The 16671-nt window shown below is 23.4% G+C and carries 21 protein-coding genes and 1 pseudogene; 18 read left to right on the top strand and 4 right to left on the bottom strand.

Going from position 1 to position 16671, the window contains the following annotated elements; genetic code table 4:
* The first annotated feature begins 260 nt into the window (after window positions 1-260).
* The 4 genes from ACQH26_RS07255 to ACQH26_RS07240 all read left to right on the top strand — a co-directional run bounded on the left by ACQH26_RS07255 (window position 261) and on the right by ACQH26_RS07240 (window position 2670).
* A complete protein-coding gene (locus ACQH26_RS07255) occupies window positions 261-620 on the top strand; it encodes a helix-turn-helix domain-containing protein (RefSeq protein WP_425381863.1) in 360 nt (119 codons plus the stop codon).
* Window positions 621-782: 162 nt separating this feature from the next.
* Complete coding sequence (locus ACQH26_RS07250) at window positions 783-1148, top strand: transposase (RefSeq protein WP_425382104.1); 366 nt, start codon at window positions 783-785, stop codon at window positions 1146-1148.
* 7 nt (window positions 1149-1155) lie between these two features.
* Window positions 1156-1945 (top strand): IS5 family transposase gene (locus tag ACQH26_RS07245; protein ID WP_425382103.1). Its coding sequence is split into 2 segments (ribosomal slippage): window positions 1156-1416 and window positions 1418-1945, totalling 789 coding nucleotides; the frame shifts between segments, so codons are not numbered across the junction.
* Window positions 1946-2124: 179 nt separating this feature from the next.
* Window positions 2125-2670, top strand: a complete 546-nt coding sequence (locus ACQH26_RS07240; RefSeq protein WP_425382102.1) for a hypothetical protein — start codon at window positions 2125-2127, stop codon at window positions 2668-2670.
* A 2-nt stretch (window positions 2671-2672) separates the two neighbouring features.
* Here ACQH26_RS07240 and ACQH26_RS07235 read toward each other — a convergent pair whose 3' ends face one another.
* From ACQH26_RS07235 to ACQH26_RS07225, 3 genes are all read right to left on the bottom strand, one after another.
* Complete coding sequence (locus ACQH26_RS07235) at window positions 2673-3320, bottom strand: IS3 family transposase (protein WP_425383100.1); 648 nt, start codon at window positions 3318-3320, stop codon at window positions 2673-2675.
* A gap of 207 nt (window positions 3321-3527) precedes the next feature.
* Window positions 3528-3695 (bottom strand): hypothetical protein, encoded by a 168-nt coding sequence (locus ACQH26_RS07230; RefSeq protein WP_425382101.1) that lies wholly within the window; start codon window positions 3693-3695, stop codon window positions 3528-3530.
* A 41-nt stretch (window positions 3696-3736) separates the two neighbouring features.
* Complete coding sequence (locus tag ACQH26_RS07225; RefSeq protein ID WP_425381925.1) at window positions 3737-4015, bottom strand: transposase; 279 nt, start codon at window positions 4013-4015, stop codon at window positions 3737-3739.
* A 436-nt stretch (window positions 4016-4451) separates the two neighbouring features.
* Here ACQH26_RS07225 and ACQH26_RS07220 point away from each other — a divergent pair, with 436 nt between their 5' ends.
* The 6 genes and pseudogenes from ACQH26_RS07220 to ACQH26_RS07195 all read left to right on the top strand — a co-directional run.
* Window positions 4452-4736, top strand: coding sequence for an IS630 transposase-related protein (locus ACQH26_RS07220; RefSeq protein ID WP_425382100.1), 285 nt, complete (start codon window positions 4452-4454; stop codon window positions 4734-4736).
* A gap of 115 nt (window positions 4737-4851) precedes the next feature.
* On the top strand, window positions 4852-5340 hold the full coding sequence (locus ACQH26_RS07215; protein WP_425382099.1) for an IS630 family transposase: 489 nt from the start codon (window positions 4852-4854) through the stop codon (window positions 5338-5340).
* 333 nt (window positions 5341-5673) lie between these two features.
* Window positions 5674-5898 carry a hypothetical protein gene (locus ACQH26_RS07210; protein ID WP_425382098.1) on the top strand — a complete coding sequence of 75 codons (225 nt, stop codon included), beginning with the start codon at window positions 5674-5676 and terminating at the stop codon, window positions 5896-5898.
* A gap of 106 nt (window positions 5899-6004) precedes the next feature.
* Window positions 6005-6961 (top strand): SGNH/GDSL hydrolase family protein, encoded by a 957-nt coding sequence (locus ACQH26_RS07205; protein WP_425382097.1) that lies wholly within the window; start codon window positions 6005-6007, stop codon window positions 6959-6961.
* Window positions 6962-7016: 55 nt separating this feature from the next.
* Window positions 7017-7757 (top strand): hypothetical protein, encoded by a 741-nt coding sequence (locus tag ACQH26_RS07200; RefSeq protein ID WP_425382096.1) that lies wholly within the window; start codon window positions 7017-7019, stop codon window positions 7755-7757.
* A 204-nt stretch (window positions 7758-7961) separates the two neighbouring features.
* Window positions 7962-8411, top strand: a pseudogene (locus ACQH26_RS07195) (hypothetical protein); the annotation flags it as partial.
* 10 nt (window positions 8412-8421) lie between these two features.
* On the opposite strand, the gene ACQH26_RS07190 reads toward ACQH26_RS07195, so the two are convergent.
* Window positions 8422-8652 (bottom strand): hypothetical protein, encoded by a 231-nt coding sequence (locus ACQH26_RS07190; RefSeq protein ID WP_425382095.1) that lies wholly within the window; start codon window positions 8650-8652, stop codon window positions 8422-8424.
* 147 nt (window positions 8653-8799) lie between these two features.
* Between ACQH26_RS07190 and ACQH26_RS07185 the strand changes: the two genes are divergently transcribed.
* From ACQH26_RS07185 to tyrS, 8 genes are all read left to right on the top strand, one after another.
* Complete coding sequence (locus tag ACQH26_RS07185; RefSeq protein WP_425382094.1) at window positions 8800-9687, top strand: IS630 family transposase; 888 nt, start codon at window positions 8800-8802, stop codon at window positions 9685-9687.
* Window positions 9688-9901: 214 nt separating this feature from the next.
* Window positions 9902-10849, top strand: coding sequence for an HPr(Ser) kinase/phosphatase (gene hprK / locus ACQH26_RS07180; RefSeq protein WP_425382093.1), 948 nt, complete (start codon window positions 9902-9904; stop codon window positions 10847-10849).
* Window positions 10850-10881: 32 nt separating this feature from the next.
* Window positions 10882-12087, top strand: coding sequence for a prolipoprotein diacylglyceryl transferase (locus tag ACQH26_RS07175; RefSeq protein ID WP_425382092.1), 1206 nt, complete (start codon window positions 10882-10884; stop codon window positions 12085-12087).
* Window positions 12071-13036, top strand: a complete 966-nt coding sequence (gene trxB / locus ACQH26_RS07170) for a thioredoxin-disulfide reductase (RefSeq protein WP_252319900.1) — start codon at window positions 12071-12073, stop codon at window positions 13034-13036. The genes ACQH26_RS07175 and trxB overlap by 17 nt, the downstream gene beginning before the upstream one ends.
* A 23-nt stretch (window positions 13037-13059) precedes the next feature.
* Window positions 13060-14007, top strand: a complete 948-nt coding sequence (whiA, locus tag ACQH26_RS07165; protein WP_425382091.1) for a DNA-binding protein WhiA — start codon at window positions 13060-13062, stop codon at window positions 14005-14007.
* 33 nt (window positions 14008-14040) lie between these two features.
* The gene (locus ACQH26_RS07160) at window positions 14041-14337 is read left to right on the top strand and encodes a helix-turn-helix domain-containing protein (protein WP_252319896.1); all 297 of its coding nucleotides are present in this window, start codon (window positions 14041-14043) and stop codon (window positions 14335-14337) included.
* 239 nt (window positions 14338-14576) lie between these two features.
* The gene (locus ACQH26_RS07155; protein WP_425382090.1) at window positions 14577-14813 is read left to right on the top strand and encodes a hypothetical protein; all 237 of its coding nucleotides are present in this window, start codon (window positions 14577-14579) and stop codon (window positions 14811-14813) included.
* A 228-nt stretch (window positions 14814-15041) separates the two neighbouring features.
* Window positions 15042-16658, top strand: a complete 1617-nt coding sequence (gene tyrS / locus ACQH26_RS07150; protein WP_425382089.1) for a tyrosine--tRNA ligase — start codon at window positions 15042-15044, stop codon at window positions 16656-16658.
* Window positions 16659-16671: the final 13 nt, after the last annotated feature.

Genomic DNA, 16671 nt, shown 5'->3' with positions numbered 1-16671 from the left:
CTTTCAACTAATTTGTTCACTTGTCTACGTAATTAGTGTCCAATAAAGTGTAACCCATCCAAAAATGTCTTTAGAACCTGTTTAGAATCTTTTCGAAAATAATGTAAAATGATTATATATTTTAAAATCAGAGGTATATATAGCTAACTAAAGTAATATTTACTCATAAATAATGTAAAATAATAATATGTAATTTAAACAGTTTTTGAATTTAAAAGTACAATTCAGCAATAATTAAAATAGATTAGGAAGATTAAATTATGCCAAAACCATACAGTGAAGACTTACGAAGAAAAGTAATAGAAGCTTATGAAAGTAAAAATATGAAAATTAAAGAAATTTGTAAAGTGTTCAATATCACTAGAAAGACTTTATTTTTATGAAGAAAAAGAAAAAAAGAAACTGGGCATATAAAACCAATTTTGAATTATCAAAAAGGACATAGCCACAAAATAAAGGATTTAGATGAATTAAAAAATTATTTAGCAGAAAATAAAGATGTTACAGTTCAAAAAGTAATTGATAAATTTGGAAATATGACTAAAGAAACAGTTTATAACTATTTTAAAAAACTAAATTATACATATAAAAAAAACTTTTCTATATGAACAAAGAGATAAAAATAAACAAGAAGATTTTTTAAAAGAAATAGCTAAAATAATGAATGAAGATTTAGTATATATTGATGAATCTGGAATTGATGATAATGAATTTATAAATATGGTTGATCTGAAAAAGGTAAAAGATTATTTGATAATAAACCCGCATATAAAATAAAGAGAATGAGTATAATTGGTTCACTAAATAAAGGTAAATTAAAAGCCTTATGAGCATTTGAAGGACATTGCAATAGTAAAATTTTTGAATCATATGTTAAAAATAAACTAATTCCAGTATTAAAGCGTGGACAAATTATAGTTTTAGATAATGCAACGTTTCATAAATCTAAATTAACACAACAATTAATTGAAAATGCTGGATGCAAACTATTATTTCTTCCGCCATATTCTCCTAATTTAAATCCAATTGAACATTTTTGATTTGCTATAAAACATAATATAAGAAAAATATTACCAAATTATTGACCAAATATTAAAAAAGCGATTGATTTTGTTTTTCAAGATATGAGTAAACATTACTTTAGTTAGCTATATTATGCATAAAAATTATCCAAGTCATGTCACCAAAGAACAATTTGAGAACATAAAATCAATTTTAAAAAATAGCAAAAAGAAAACAAAACCAAGAAGTTTAGATTTATATGAAGTATTTTGTGCAATTTTATATGTATTAAAAAGTGGTTGTCAATGAAGAATGCTACCAAAAAATTTTCCAAAATGACAAACTGTATATTATTATTTTCAAATTTGAAGTAAAAATAACGGTAAAGAAGCTAGTGTATGGCAATTAATTTTAAAAAAAATTGGTTAAAAAAGTTCGTATCAACAATAATCGCAAAGAACAAACTAGTTTTTGTATAATTGATTCGCAAAGTGTTAAAAATACAGATACTACTGAAAATAAAGGTTATGATGCTGGTAAAAAGATTTCAGGAATAAAGCGTCATATTATTGTTGATTCTCAAGGTTTACCACATGCAATTTACATAACCACAGCAGAAAAAACAGATCGTAATAGCGCTATAATAATGATTGAAAATGAAAAAGAAAATCTTTCTGCAGTTCAAAAAATAATAGTAGATGCTGGTTATACTGGTGAAAAATTTGCTTCTGAAATCAAAACAATCATAAATGCAAATGTTGAAATTATAAAACGCAATGAACTACATACTTTTGTAGTATTACCAAAAAGATGAATTGTAGAACGAAGCTTTGCTTGATTAGAAAAATACAGAAGATTATGAAAAAATTGTGAAAGAAAACTAAATACTAGTTTACAAATGGTTGTTCTTTCCTTTATTTCAGTTTTATTAAAAAGATTCTAAACAGGTTCTTAGAAGTAGTACCAAATTTAAAAGAAATACTTATAAATTCAACTATACAAAATGTTAAAAGTAATATAATAAAGTTAAAAGAAGTTTTTAGTACTTCTTCTAATATACAATACTTAGAGTATTGATTTATTTTTTTTGAAAAAGATTTTTTTAAAAAAAATTTAAAAATAATGGAAAAACAGTATCAATGAATGCAAAAATTTTTAGTGAAAGTAAAAGATGAAGTAATTAATGATGAAAGAAAAGAACTTGAATTTCTTTCTTTTAAGTTTGAAAAAGAAAATTTTTTCCCATGAGATAAAGAACTAGAGTTTGAATTACTTGAATTTACTTTAATATGAGAGGAACAAAAACAGAAGGAAAAGGGTAAACTTATTGATAAAATTACAGCATTAAAAATAGAATTAAATTGTAAACTAAGTAGTAAAAAATGAGAATTGAAAGAGAAATTATATAAAATTAATAATCAACAAGAAATTATTTTAAATTTTCATAATAATAGTCTTAAAAAATTAGAAGTTTTTCAAAAACAGAAAACAAGTAAGATTTTTAAATTTAAAAGTAAATTAGTTAAGTTTTTAACTTTTGGTTATTATAATTTTGAAATAAGATTAGTTAATAGAATAGAATGTGAAAAAGTTGTTTTAAATAATCAAAAAGAGCAACTTTATAAAATTGGATTAAAAATTTGTAATTGGAATGGCAACACTTTTTAGGACTATTTTTTGGTAGACATTTGTTTTTGATAATTAACTGGAGTTAAGTAGTTTAAAGTGCTGTGGATTCTTATGTTGTTGTATCAATTGATGTAATCAAATAATTCTAATTTTAATTGGATTAATGATCTAAAATTTTTATCATTAATAAATTCAGTTTTGAAAGTTTTAAAAGTTGCTTCAGCAACAGCATTGTCATAAGGACAACCTTTTTTGCTTAAAGAGCGAGTAATATTGAATGCTAGTAAAAGTTTATCAATAATTTTATTATTAAATTCATTACCACAATCACTATGAAATATTTGAATATCTTTTAAACAGCGATTTGATTGCATAAATGCTTGATGTACTAATAAGGCATCTTTTCTAGTACCTACACTATGTCCAATAATTTCGCGGTTAAATAGGTCAATTAATAAGCAAATATAGTTTCATTTACCATTAACTTGAACATAAGTTAAATCACTGACAATAACTTCATTTTTAAGCCTATTATTAAAGTTTCTATTCACAAGATTAGTGATTTTTTCATCATTTACTTTGTTATTATGATTTTTGAATGATAATTTAGTGTATTTTGATATTAAATTATGCTTATTCATAATTTCTTTAATTTTTCGTCTTGATAAATAAATTTCTTGGTTTTCTAAGAACCTGTTTAGGATCTTTTTAATAGAATTTAACTAAAACAAGAAATAATCATTTATAAATAGGTACTTAACCAATAATTTATTTTCTTTTTCATTTTTTTGTTAAAAAGATTTTATCATTTGAAAACTTATCGACTAAAAATCTATTTTTTATTATAAAATAACCATTATAATATAAATTTTATTAAAAATTAATCAAAAAAGATCCTAAACAGGTTCTAATATTACTTTTAATCTTCTTGTTCCATAAACACATTTATTTTCTTTAAAAGCACTAATAATAGCTTCATCATAAATATTATTTTGAATTTTATTTTCTTTTTTCTTTAAATTAAAATAATATGTTGATTTAGAAATTTTTAAAAAATGACACATTGTGCGAATTTTATATTTAAACTTATTGTTTGTAATAATTTCTATTTTCTGCCTATTATTAGTGCTGCTTGCTTTAAAATATCATTTTCCATTCGTAATTGTTTTAATTCTTTTCTTAATTTAATTAATTCATTTTCTTCAACAGAACGATTATCTTTAGCTTTAAAACTACCTGAATTAGTAAATTGCTTAATTCAATTATAAGTAGCTGCTCTTGTAACATTATATTCTTTAGCAAGGTAAGATACTGATTTGCCGCTTTGATATAAAGCTACTATTTGTTTTTTAAATTCATCGGTATATGAATTAATATTGGCCATAATTATAGTTCCTTTCTTTCAACTAATTTGTTCACTTGTCTACGTAATTAGTGTCCAATAAAGTGTAACCCATCCATAATATTAAAAAAAGTTTAAATAAAGTTGAAATAAAAATTAGAAAAAAAAGACAAAGACTTAATTTATTTAAAGAAAATATTGTTTCTCTTGTTAAGGAAATAAATTCAATTAATGTACAAAATATTGAAATTTCAACAAACAATAGATTAATAACACAATTATAGTTATTCTTTTTATTTATTTGTAATCTAAAATTGGAGAAAATATATCCATTTATATGATAAAATTTTATTTATAGCTAACTAAAGTAATATTTACTCATAAATAATGTAAAATAATAATAATATGTAATTTAAACAGTTTTTGAATTTAAAAGTACAATTCAGCAATAATTAAAATAGATTAGGAAGATTAAATTATGCCAAAACCATACAGTGAAGACTTACGAAGAAAAGTAATAGAAGCTTATGAAAGTAAAAATATGAAAATTAAAGAAATTTGTAAAGTGTTCAATATCACTAGAAAGACTTTATTTTTATGAAGAAAAAGAAAAAAAGAAACTGGGCATATAAAACCAATTTTGAATTATCAAAAAGGACATAGCCACAAAATAAAGGATTTAGATGAATTAAAAAATTATTTAGCAGAAAATAAAGATGTTACAGTTCAAAAAGTAATTGATAAATTTGGAAATATGACTTAAGAAATAGTTTATAACTATTTTAAAAAACTAAATTATACATATAAAAAAAACTTTTCTATATGAACAAAGAGATAAAAATAAACAAGAAGATTTTTTAAAAGAAATAGCTAAAATAATGAATGAAGATTTAGTATATATTGATGAATCTGGAATTGATGATAATGAATTTTATAAATATGGTTGATCTGAAAAAGGTAAAAGATTATTTGATAATAAACCCGCATATAAAATAAAGAGAATGAGTATAATTGGTTCACTAAATAAAGGTAAATTAAAAGCCTTATGAGCATTTGAAGGACATTGCAATAGTAAAATTTTTGAATCATATGTTAAAAATAAACTAATTCCAGTATTAAAGCGTGGACAAATTATAGTTTTAGATAATGCAACGTTTCATAAATCTAAATTAACACAACAATTAATTGAAAATGCTGGATGCAAACTATTATTTCTTCCGCCATATTCTCCTAATTTAAATCCAATTGAACATTTTTGATTTGCTATAAAACATAATATAAGAAAAATATTACCAAATTATTGACCAAATATTAAAAAAGCGATTGATTTTGTTTTTCAAGATATGAGTAAATATTACTTTAGTTAGCTATATATATAGACATGAAAGGATTTGTCACTTTGGAAAAAAGAGTATATTTTTTAAAGTTTAATAAAAAAATTCTTAAAATGGACTTAATAAGTTTTGGAATTGGTCTAATAGGTATTTTTTTGGGAATTCTAAGTATTTTAGCATTACAACCTTTTTGAGATAATGATAAAGCATCACTTTGAATAACTGTTGTTGCAATTTTTTTTGATATTATTAGTTTTACTTTAGCTTTTCTACCTTTTTTCTTAATGTTCCGTTTAATTAGATTAAAGAAAACTTTGATAAAACAAAATATGAAATTATACCGAAAAGATCAATTTAGTATTTCGCTTGATTTTATTAGTTTTTTGTTTAGGTATTATTGGAACAAGTTGCGAAATTATTAGTGTTATTGTGCTTTTAGCTCAATTTAATGATAATAAAGTTTTTTCATATCAAATTACTATTGTTGCTGTTGTTTTAAATATTATTAGTTGTATTACTTGTTTAATGGCAACATTAATTACTATTAATATTATTAAAGATTATAAACAAAGAGGAAATTCTATTATTTAAATATGATAATTTCCACTTTTAGCATAATTATTTTTTTGTACTATGACAAGCTAAATCAATTATGTTAAGATATTTTCAGTTTAAGTTTATGTTAGAAGGAGAAGTTATGAATAATAATGAAAAAATAAAAGGTAACTTTTATGTTCTAGGAGATAGTTTATCAGACACAGGAGCATTAGTAAGTGGTTTTACAGCTCTTTTTAAGCATTTAAAAATACCTAAAATAGTTAAAATGTTGCCACCATTTTATAAAAATTCTTTTTCTAATGGTCCTGTGGCAGCACAAATTATTGCCGATTATTTACATATAAATTTAACTTCTGCTTGAAGATTTGATCTTTTTTTATTTGCTGATGAGCAAATTGGTAATAATTATGCAGTTGGTGGAGCTTTAGCTAGTAGAAAAAAAGAATTAACAGTAGAAAGTTTTGTTATTAATCATTTTGATATTACTCATCAAGTAGATGCTTTAATTAGTCAACATCATATTAATAGTAATGATATAATTTTAGTTGAGTTTGGTGGTAATGATATTTTATATGCTTTTAAACAATCATTATTAAAGGACCAAGAAGAAATTATTAATAAAGGAGTTGAGTTAATAAAAAATGCTTTAACTAAATTGATAAAAAAGGGTGCTCAACATATTTTATTATGTAATGTGCCTAATATGAGTATTATCCCTTTATTTAAAAATAAAGAAAAAGATAAGGAACGTATTTTAAATTTAACTACTAATTTTAATAAAATGTTAGATAGTGTTATTGAAGAATTAAATAAAAATAAAAAAAATATTATTAAATATGATATGTTTGCAGCAATAACAAACGCTATTAGTAAGTTTAAAAACTTGAATATTAATAACAATATTATTGATGCAGCAGTTACTACTGATTTTAGTGAAATAATTAATAATGGTATTATTGTTCCTCATTTCAATGAAGGTGTTAATGAGGAAAATATTAATAATTATTTCTTTTTTGATAGCATTCATCCTAATAAATGAGCACATAATATTATTGCTCAAGAATTAATTAAATTAATAAATAATAATAAGAATTAATTAGAAATATTTATTTATAAGAGTTATAATTTTGTTATAAAGGAAAAAAATAAATATGAAAAAAGAATGAGTTAAATTAATTAAAGTAGACTTTATGCATGGTGTTGAAGAACCTTGATGTAATAACAAAGGTGTTGCAATATTACCATTTATAATTAAAGATGATGGTAGTCGTTATTTTATGCAAACATGTGAGAGTAATCCTTTATTTAATAAAAATAAGCTGGGTAAATATAGTTCAATTACTGGTGGAGTGGAAAATAATAATCCTTTGGAAACAGTTTATAATGAAATGAGAGAAGAAACTGGCATTTTTTTAACAAAAGATACACCTATTTACTTTTTAGGTACTCATTATGCTTCAAAAATAAGCACTAAAGTATGATATTATTATGCAATTGATTTAACTGCACTTAATTTGGATATTAATGATAAATATTATGGTTATGGCGATGGAACAATAGGAGAAAATAGTTTATATAGTAAATTTATTCCTGAAACAGAATTACGGTTTTCAAACGATTCTTTTTATCTTACAATTTATGGTAAGTTATTCAATTCTATAAACCACAATTGTTTTAAAAACATTAATTTTAAAATATTATTAAACAATTATTACCATTCAAAAGCAGAAATATTTAATTCTGCAACTAATAATAATTTGAAGAGAAATATTTTTATTTCGGGTATAGCTAATACTTATGAAGAATTTGGTACTATAAAGAAAAGTAAAAAATTTGTATTTGATTTATCAAATTTCTTATGTAAGAACCTGTTTAGGATCTTTTTTGATTAATTTTTAATAAAATTTATATTATAATGGTTATTTTATAATAAAAAATAGATTTTTAGTCGATAAGTTTTCAAATGATAAAATCTTTTTAACAAAAAAATGAAAAAGAAAATAAATTATTGGTTAAGTACCTATTTATAAATGATTATTTCTTGTTTTAGTTAAATTCTATTAAAAAGATCCTAAACAGGTTCTAAAGAAAATAAGAAAATAATAAATGCATTTGGAATCGGCGTTGGTGATGAAATAGTAAGTGGTGCTGTTAAGTATGCTAAAGAAAATAGTATTGTTTTGGATAAAATTCTTGATGTATGACCATTTCCTCAACAATTTAAAAAAAGTTGACCAGAATATCGTAACCAGTTAATAGATAAAGCAGACATTGTACTATTTATTTTTGGTAATAAAATGGATGAAAATAATAATATTGTTTTATCAAAAGGTGTATTAAATGAATTTGAAATTGCTAGAAATAAAAATAAAATAATAATTCCTATAGCTTCAACTGGTTATGCCACTAAAGAAATATTTATAAAAATAGAAAATGATATAGAAAATTTTAAATATTTAAAAGATTATTTACATGTTTTTAAGAATGAAAAAAATGCTAAAAAGATAGTTAAAACTATTATTCAAATTTTAGATAATATTAACTAGTAATATTTATTTATATTTTATTTCTTGGTGGTAATTGTGGAGGCGTGCCACTTCCAATTGGACTTAGTTGTCCTAAATAATTAATAAAATGGTAATCTCATTTTTCAGAAACTAAATTACAAGTATTTTTTTCATTTTTATTTTTATCAATAGTTTCATAAATATGATTTAAATTTTGATTGATAGATGATGAGATAATATTTTTTAATACTAATTGAAAAGGAATATAGTTGCTATTCATAAAAAGTTAACACCAATTTCTAATATATAGCTAACTAAAGTAATATTTACTCATAAATAATGTAAAATAATAATATGTAATTTAAACAGTTTTTGAATTTAAAAGTACAATTCAGCAATAATTAAAATAGATTAGGAAGATTAAATTATGCCAAAACCATACAGTGAAGACTTACGAAGAAAAGTAATAGAAGCTTATGAAAGTAAAAATATGAAAATTAAAGAAATTTGTAAAGTGTTCAATATCACTAGAAAGACTTTATTTTTATGAAGAAAAAGAAAAAAAGAAACTGGGCATATAAAACCAATTTTGAATTATCAAAAAGGACATAGCCACAAAATAAAGGATTTAGATGAATTAAAAAATTATTTAGCAGAAAATAAAGATGTTACAGTTCAAAAAGTAATTGATAAATTTGGAAATATGACTAAAGAAACAGTTTATAACTATTTTAAAAAACTAAATTATACATATAAAAAAACTTTTCTATATGAACAAAGAGATAAAAATAAACAAGAAGATTTTTTAAAAGAAATTGCTAAAATAATGAATGAAGATTTAGTATATATTGATGAATCTGGAATTGATGATAATGAATTTTATAAATATGGTTGATCTGAAAAAGGTAAAAGATTATTTGATAATAAACCCGCATATAAAATAAAGAGAATGAGTATAATTGGTTCACTAAATAAAGGTAAATTAAAAGCCTTATGAGCATTTGAAGGACATTGCAATAGTAAAATTTTTGAATCATATGTTAAAAATAAACTAATTCCAGTATTAAAGCGTGGACAAATTATAGTTTTAGATAATGCAACGTTTCATAAATCTAAATTAACACAACAATTAATTGAAAATGCTGGATGCAAACTATTATTTCTTCCGCCATATTCTCCTAATTTAAATCCAATTGAACATTTTTGATTTGCTATAAAACATAATATAAGAAAAATATTACCAAATTATTGACCAAATATTAAAAAAGCTATTGATTTTGTTTTTCAAGATATGAGTAAACATTACTTTAGTTAGATATATTAATTTTTAAAAAATTATATCATAATAATTTTTATTTGATAATGAAATGTTTAGTAATTTTTATTATATTATTCAATAGTTTTTTAATGTTTTTAGAAACTTATGTATATTTTTGTTAATAATAAACTTTCTGTTGATATATTATATATAATTATATTATGTTTAAACTTAATCAAAAATTTTAATTATAAAAGGCAGGAAATTAAGTATGAAAAACCTTAGTGTTGGCGAAATAGTAACAAAATTTAATTTAACAATTTTATATATTAATCCCAAAATTCCAATTGAAAAAAGAATTATTACTAATATTGGTACTAATCGTGGTGGTTTAGAGTTAACAGGATTTAAAACTAAACAAATCTCACGTAGTCGTCGTATAATTTTATTAAGCAGTAAAGAAAGCGAATATATTTCGTCTTTACCAAAAACAGAATTTAAGAACCATTTTAGTAATATTTTAGAAGATCATATTCCTGCTATTTTTGTAACACCTAATTTTAAATTTAAAAAAGAATTATGTGACTGTGCTAAAGCGATTAATTCAACAGTTCCAATTATTGAAGTATTATTTTTTACTTCTGAATTTGCAGCAACAGTTTCTACGTATATTGTTGAACGTTTATCTGAATCTAAACGTTTACATGGTATTTTAGTAAATATTTTTGGTTATGGTGTCCTAATTACAGGTGAAAGTGGTATTGGTAAATCAGAAACAACATTAGATTTATTACGTAATGGGCACTTATTTGTTGGTGATGATAGTATTGGTATTTTAAAAGTCAATAATAAAATTGTAGAAAAAGTTAACCCGATTATTAAAAATTTAATTGAAATTAGAGGAATAGGTATCCTAGATATTACCAAAATGTATGAATATCATGTTATAATGCATGAGAGTCAAGTAAATTTAATTATTAATTTAATTAGAATTGAAAATGATGGTTGAACTAAAGTTGATCGACTTGGTGATCATAATAACTTTGATGTTTTTTTTGAAATTAAAGTGCCTAAAATAATTATTCCTGTTAGTCCAGGAAGAAATTTAGCTGATTTAATTGAAGTAGCAGTTATTAGTTTAAAGTTAAAAGATGAAGGTCAAGACGCTACTGCTAGTTTTCAAAAACAAATAATTAAAAATTTAACAAAAAAGAAATAATTTAATAATTAAATTATCAAAAAGGAAAAAAAATGATTAATGATGATGGATACAATAGTTTAATTACCGATATTCTGGGAACGGGAATTCATATTTATTCGGTATTAATGGCAGTAGGGTTTTTAACTGCTGTCATTGCTTCATGAATAAAATTATATCGTCGTAATATTCCAACTAAAACTTTAGAATGAGGAACATTAGTTATTGCATTAGCAGGATTAATAGGAGCAAGAGCATGATATGTTCTTAATAAGACTAGCACAATTGAAAATGCACTTGATGTAGTTGCCGTTTGAAGAGGTGGTATGGCAATTGAAGGAGGCGTTACAGTTGGAATGATAGTAGGGTTCTTTATTTTTTATCGTACTTCAAAACAGTTACAAATTTCAATGTGAGTTTTTATTGATTGTATTGTTCCAAATATTTTATTAGGTCAAGCGATTGGTAGATGAGGTAATTTTTTTAATCAAGAATTACTAGGAGCTGATGTTGGTCATCCTTTCAGTTGATTACCAACATGAATAAATAATCATTTACATTATGGTTTTAATAGCGATAAACCAGATCCTGTTGCTGTTTATCGTCAACCTTTATTTTTATATGAGTCATTATCTTCATTATTTGGTTGATTCTTTTTAACGTTTTTTGTACCAAAAACAGGACAAATATTTAGTAAAAAACCATGAAAATTAGATTCTTCGCAATTTATTTCGCCTTTAAAGACTAATCCAATTGTTGGAAAAGATTTTTTAAAACCTTGAACGGTTATTAAAAAAATTCATGGATATCGTAAATTTAAATATGAAAGTTGAAAACAAGCATATTTTGATTTTACACCGAATAAGAATAGTGTTAAAATTTTTGAAAAAATACCTTGAAAAGATGTTAAAACACATTCAAAAGTTAAATCAAAGATAAAAAAATGATATTTAAAGATTAAATATAATATGCAACCACATTCTAAATCTTTAAATACTATGTATAATCCTAATAATTATCGAGTAACGTATGCAGGAGTATCAGGTAGTTTATACTTTGTCTTTTATGGTGGTATTATTAGAATGATTTTAGAACCACTTCGTGATAATAGAGACATTATGAAAATAGCCAATGTTTCAACTTCAATGATAGTTTCTGGAATGTGAATTATTTTAGGTGTTATTTTAGTAATATTTGCACAAATTATTGCACCATCAAGATTTCGTAAAGGAGAATGATTATATGAAAAATCATACTAATAAAGAAAATAAATATGATTATGATTTAGTAGTTATTGGTGGTGGTCCAGCAGGAATGACAGCTGCTATTTATGCACAAAGAGCAAATCTTAAAACTGTGATTATTGAAAAATATATTGTTGGTGGAAAAATGATTAAAACTTCTGAAATTGAAAATTATCCAGGTTATGATTATATTTTAGGGCCTGAATTATCAGAAAAAATGCAAAAGCAAGTTGAGAAACTACAAGTTGAATTTGTTACTGATGAAGTTATTAAAATTACAGATAGTGAAAATCATAAAATTAAAACAGTCCTTTTAAGTAGTGGTGATGTTCTTATTGCTAAAGGAGTAATTATAGCTACTGGTTCATTAGAACGTAAAATTGGTGTTCCTGGTGAAGAGGAATATGCTAATCGCGGTGTTTCTTATTGTGCTGTTTGTGATGGTGCTTTATTTAAGAATAAAATTATTAGTGTAGTTGGCGGTGGTTATGCTGCTTGTGAAGAATCTTTATATTTAACAAGATTTACTAATAAAGTTAATCTTATTCATCGTCGTGATCAATTTCGTGCTGATGATAAAACCGTTAATAAAGTTAAAAATAATGAAAATATTAATTTAATAACTGATCATGTTGTATTAAAAGTATTAGGTACTGAGGATAAGAAAAAAGTAGGTAAATTAGAAATTCAAAATATTAAAACTAAGGAAATTAGTGAAATTACTACTGATGCCTTATTTCCTTATATTGGTTCTGATCCTGTTACAAAATTTGTTAAAGATTTAGATATTTGCGATAGCAATGGTTATATTATAGTTAATGATAAGTGTCAAACTAAAATCCCGGGATTATATGCAGCTGGTGATGTAATTGCTAAAAATTTAAGACAAATAGTAACTGCTGTTAACGATGGAGCGATTGCAGCACAATATTTAATAAATTTTATTGATAATTTTAATGAATAAAGTGTACAATTGAGGTGATAGTAATGATATCATTTACAACAAGTGTAAAAGATGAAATCTGTCAAAAAAGTTTTAAAAATTGTTGTCAGAAATCTTTGCTATCAGCATATTCGCTTATTAATGGTAAGATTACAAATTCAGATAAAATAAATAATGAGATTATTATTCATAGTTTTCATAACAAAACCACTAGGTTAATATATAAATTTTTAAAAAATCAATATAAAGACGTAAAATTGATAGTTATGGTGGATGTTTTAAATAAATTTGAGCGTCCAAAGGTGTATAATATTCGTATTAATAATAAAATTGATTTTATTATTAATGATTTAATGCTTCAAGATAAATATCTTTTTATTGAGAAAGAAGCTATGCACCAGCATATAATAAAAGAGCATTGTATAAGAGCGTATATCGCAGGAATCTTCCTTGTAGTTGGCAGTATCAATTCTCCTTCAACACCTAACTACCATTTGGAATTACAATTTCATAATGATATGTTGACTAAAAAAATTAAAAATATTTTATTACAAACTTTTAAATTAAACTTTAAAACAATAAAACGTCGTAATAAAACGGTGCTTTATCTAAAAAAATCTAATGTAATTTCTGACTTTTTAAAAATAATTGATTGTCCACAAGCAGTTTTCGCTTTTGAAGATAAACGCATTTCACGAGAATTATTTAATAATATTAATCGTTTTAATAATATTGATATTTCTAATCAACAAAAAATTTTAAATGCTGGAGACCAGCAAGTTATAATGATTTCTGTTTTAAAAGATAAAAAACTTTTCAAAGCGTTGTCATTAAAAGCTCAAATTATTTCAAATTTAAGATTAAAAAATCCTGAAGCATCACTTTCAGAATTGGGTGAACTTTACTATCAAGAAACTGGTTTTGTCATTACTAAGTCTGGGGTTAATCATTTAATTCGCGAAATTAAGAAAAAGTATCAAGAAACATTGTAAGTTAATAATAAAAGTATAAGAGGAGGCCATACAATGAAAAAGAAAGAAATTTTAAGCAAAGGTCGTCAAGATTTATTGAATGCTTTTGGAAAACGAATGAAAACTTTACGTAATCAAAAAGGTAGAAAATTTTCACAAGAGAAACTTGGAGAAGCAAGCGGCCTACATCGTAATTATATTTCTGATGCTGAAAGAGGAACAAGAAACGTATCTTTAGTTGCAATCTTAAAAATAATTAATGGGTTGGATTCATCTATTAGTGAGTTTTTTGCTGTAGGGTTTGATAATATTGATACTTCAAATTTATATGACACATTTAGTGTTGAATAAAATCAATTTCATACACTTTTAGTAGTACTTTATAAACAAGTACTAATACTTTTTTATTATTTTATTTTTTATTAAAAATAAATTTGAGAAAAGTATTAGTACTTTTTATAAAATTAATTGATATTCACTAGTAATTATTTTATCTTAATGAAGATTATGAAATTTATTCACCTTATATTAGGAATAATTAATCATTAAAATGTTATAATTTAATTATTGATTATCATTAAGGAGTTATTATGACAATAGAAAATACAGAAGTTGAAATTGAAAATGTTACTACTAATGTTGATAACGCTAAAAAAGAACCTTATCAATTAAGTAGTATTATTTCACCTATATTTGGTCTTAATCATCAAAAAATAACTACGATTCCAATTAATATTAAAAAAGCCGATAGCAGTTCTAGCACTATTGAGCAATATGTTGATAAAAAAACTAAAGAAAATATTTTTTTAAAAAGAAGTAGCGTATAATAATTCTAGTATTATCAAGATTACTAGAATTGTACAAATTAAAAAAAATAGAGAACAACAACAAATATATGATAGTTTACCATCGCGCTATCTAGAATTTCGCGATAAAATATTTAAAGAAACTACATCTATTAATTACAATAATGCAAGTAATAATAACGATACAGTTATTACAACTATTGATTTGTTAGTTGATGATATTTTAGATGAAAATAAATAGGAGATGCTATGAATAATATAATAAAATCCAATATTATTGACGAATTAAAATGACGTAATATCTTAAAAGATATTAGTAGCATAGATAAAGTAATTAATGCAGGAAAATTAGGAAAAGGAATATATTGTGGTTTTGATCCAAGTAATGATTCATTACATTTAGGTAATTTACTACAAATTATTTTATTGCATCGTTTTGCTATATTTGGTTTTCAACCAATTGCTGTTATTGGTGGTACAACGGCAATGATCGGTGATCCAAGTGGTAAAAATAAAGAACGTAATTTATTAGATGAAAATGTGTTACAAACTAATGTTAGAAAAATAAAAGAGCAGTTAGTGACATTATTAAGTTATGAAAATATTGATAATTTAACATCATTAGAATTAATTAAAACATGTAATTTATTAAATGATAAAGAATATGAAACATTAGAGATGATTATTAAAAGTATTAATCCAAATAATCAATATCAACAGACTTTAAGTAGTATTTTAAAAACATTGCCCTTACCTTGAGAAGAATTAGGATTATCAGCATCATTACTAAAAACTTTATATGAAATTTGTAATTTTGATCAAAATTGAATTACTATGAAAAGTGATTTAAATAATCTTTCTTTTAAACAATTGTTAAATTATTGTGATAGTTATGTAGAAACTTGAATTACATTTTTAAAATTACCATTGGGAACATTAAACAATAAAATTAATCCAATTAAAATTATTAATAATCAAACATGATTAGGTCCACTAACAATTACAACTTTTTTGCGTGATATTGGTAAGCATTTTAATGTTAATCAAATGTTAGGAAAAGAAATGATTGCTAATCGTTTAAATTCTGGAATTTCTTATACTGAATTTTCTTATATGGTATTACAAGCGTATGATTTTTATCATTTATATGAAAAAGAGCAATGTTATATTCAATCTGGTGGTAGTGATCAATGAGGGAATATTACTGCTGGTTTAGATTTAATTAGAAAACAAAAAGGTGATGAACATCATGCTGCTGGTATTACTATTAATTTATTAACTAAATCTAATGGTGAAAAATTTGGTAAAAGCGAAAAAGGTGCTATATTTTTAAATAGTGAAAAAAATTCACCTTATGAGTTATATCAATTTTTATTTAATCAAGAAGATAAAGATTTACCTACTTTTTTTAATTCTTTAACTTTATTTAGTGAAGAACAAATAGCAAAAATTTTAGTAATTCATAATAGTGATGTTAAGCAACATTATGGACAAAAGATTTTAGCAGCTTTATTAACAGTATTTATTCATAAATTAAATGGATATTTTAGTGCTATTAATATTACTAATGCTTTTTTCCACGATCAGATTCATCAAATGAAATCATCTGAGATTTTACAGGTTTTAAAAGATGTACCACATTTTAATCTTAATCATAATGAACAAATAATTGATTTTTTAGTTAATAATCAAATTTGTAATTCAAAAAGAATAGCAAGAGAACTAATTATGCAAGGTTCAATTGTCGTTAATGGTGAAAAAATTACCAATATAAATTTTCTTATTAGTAAAAAAAACGCAATTAATAATCAAGTAACAGTTATTAAAAAAGGTAAGCGTCATTATTTTATAGTTGTTCATAAATAAGGAAGGGTATTTA

The organism is Spiroplasma endosymbiont of Melieria omissa (genome assembly GCF_964031175.1).
GTDB classification, from domain to species: domain Bacteria; phylum Bacillota_I; class Bacilli_A; order Mycoplasmatales; family VBWQ01; genus Spiroplasma_E; species Spiroplasma_E ixodetis_A.
The sequence above is the reverse complement of the archived record's forward strand: the minus strand, read 5'-3'. Positions and strand labels throughout refer to the sequence as shown.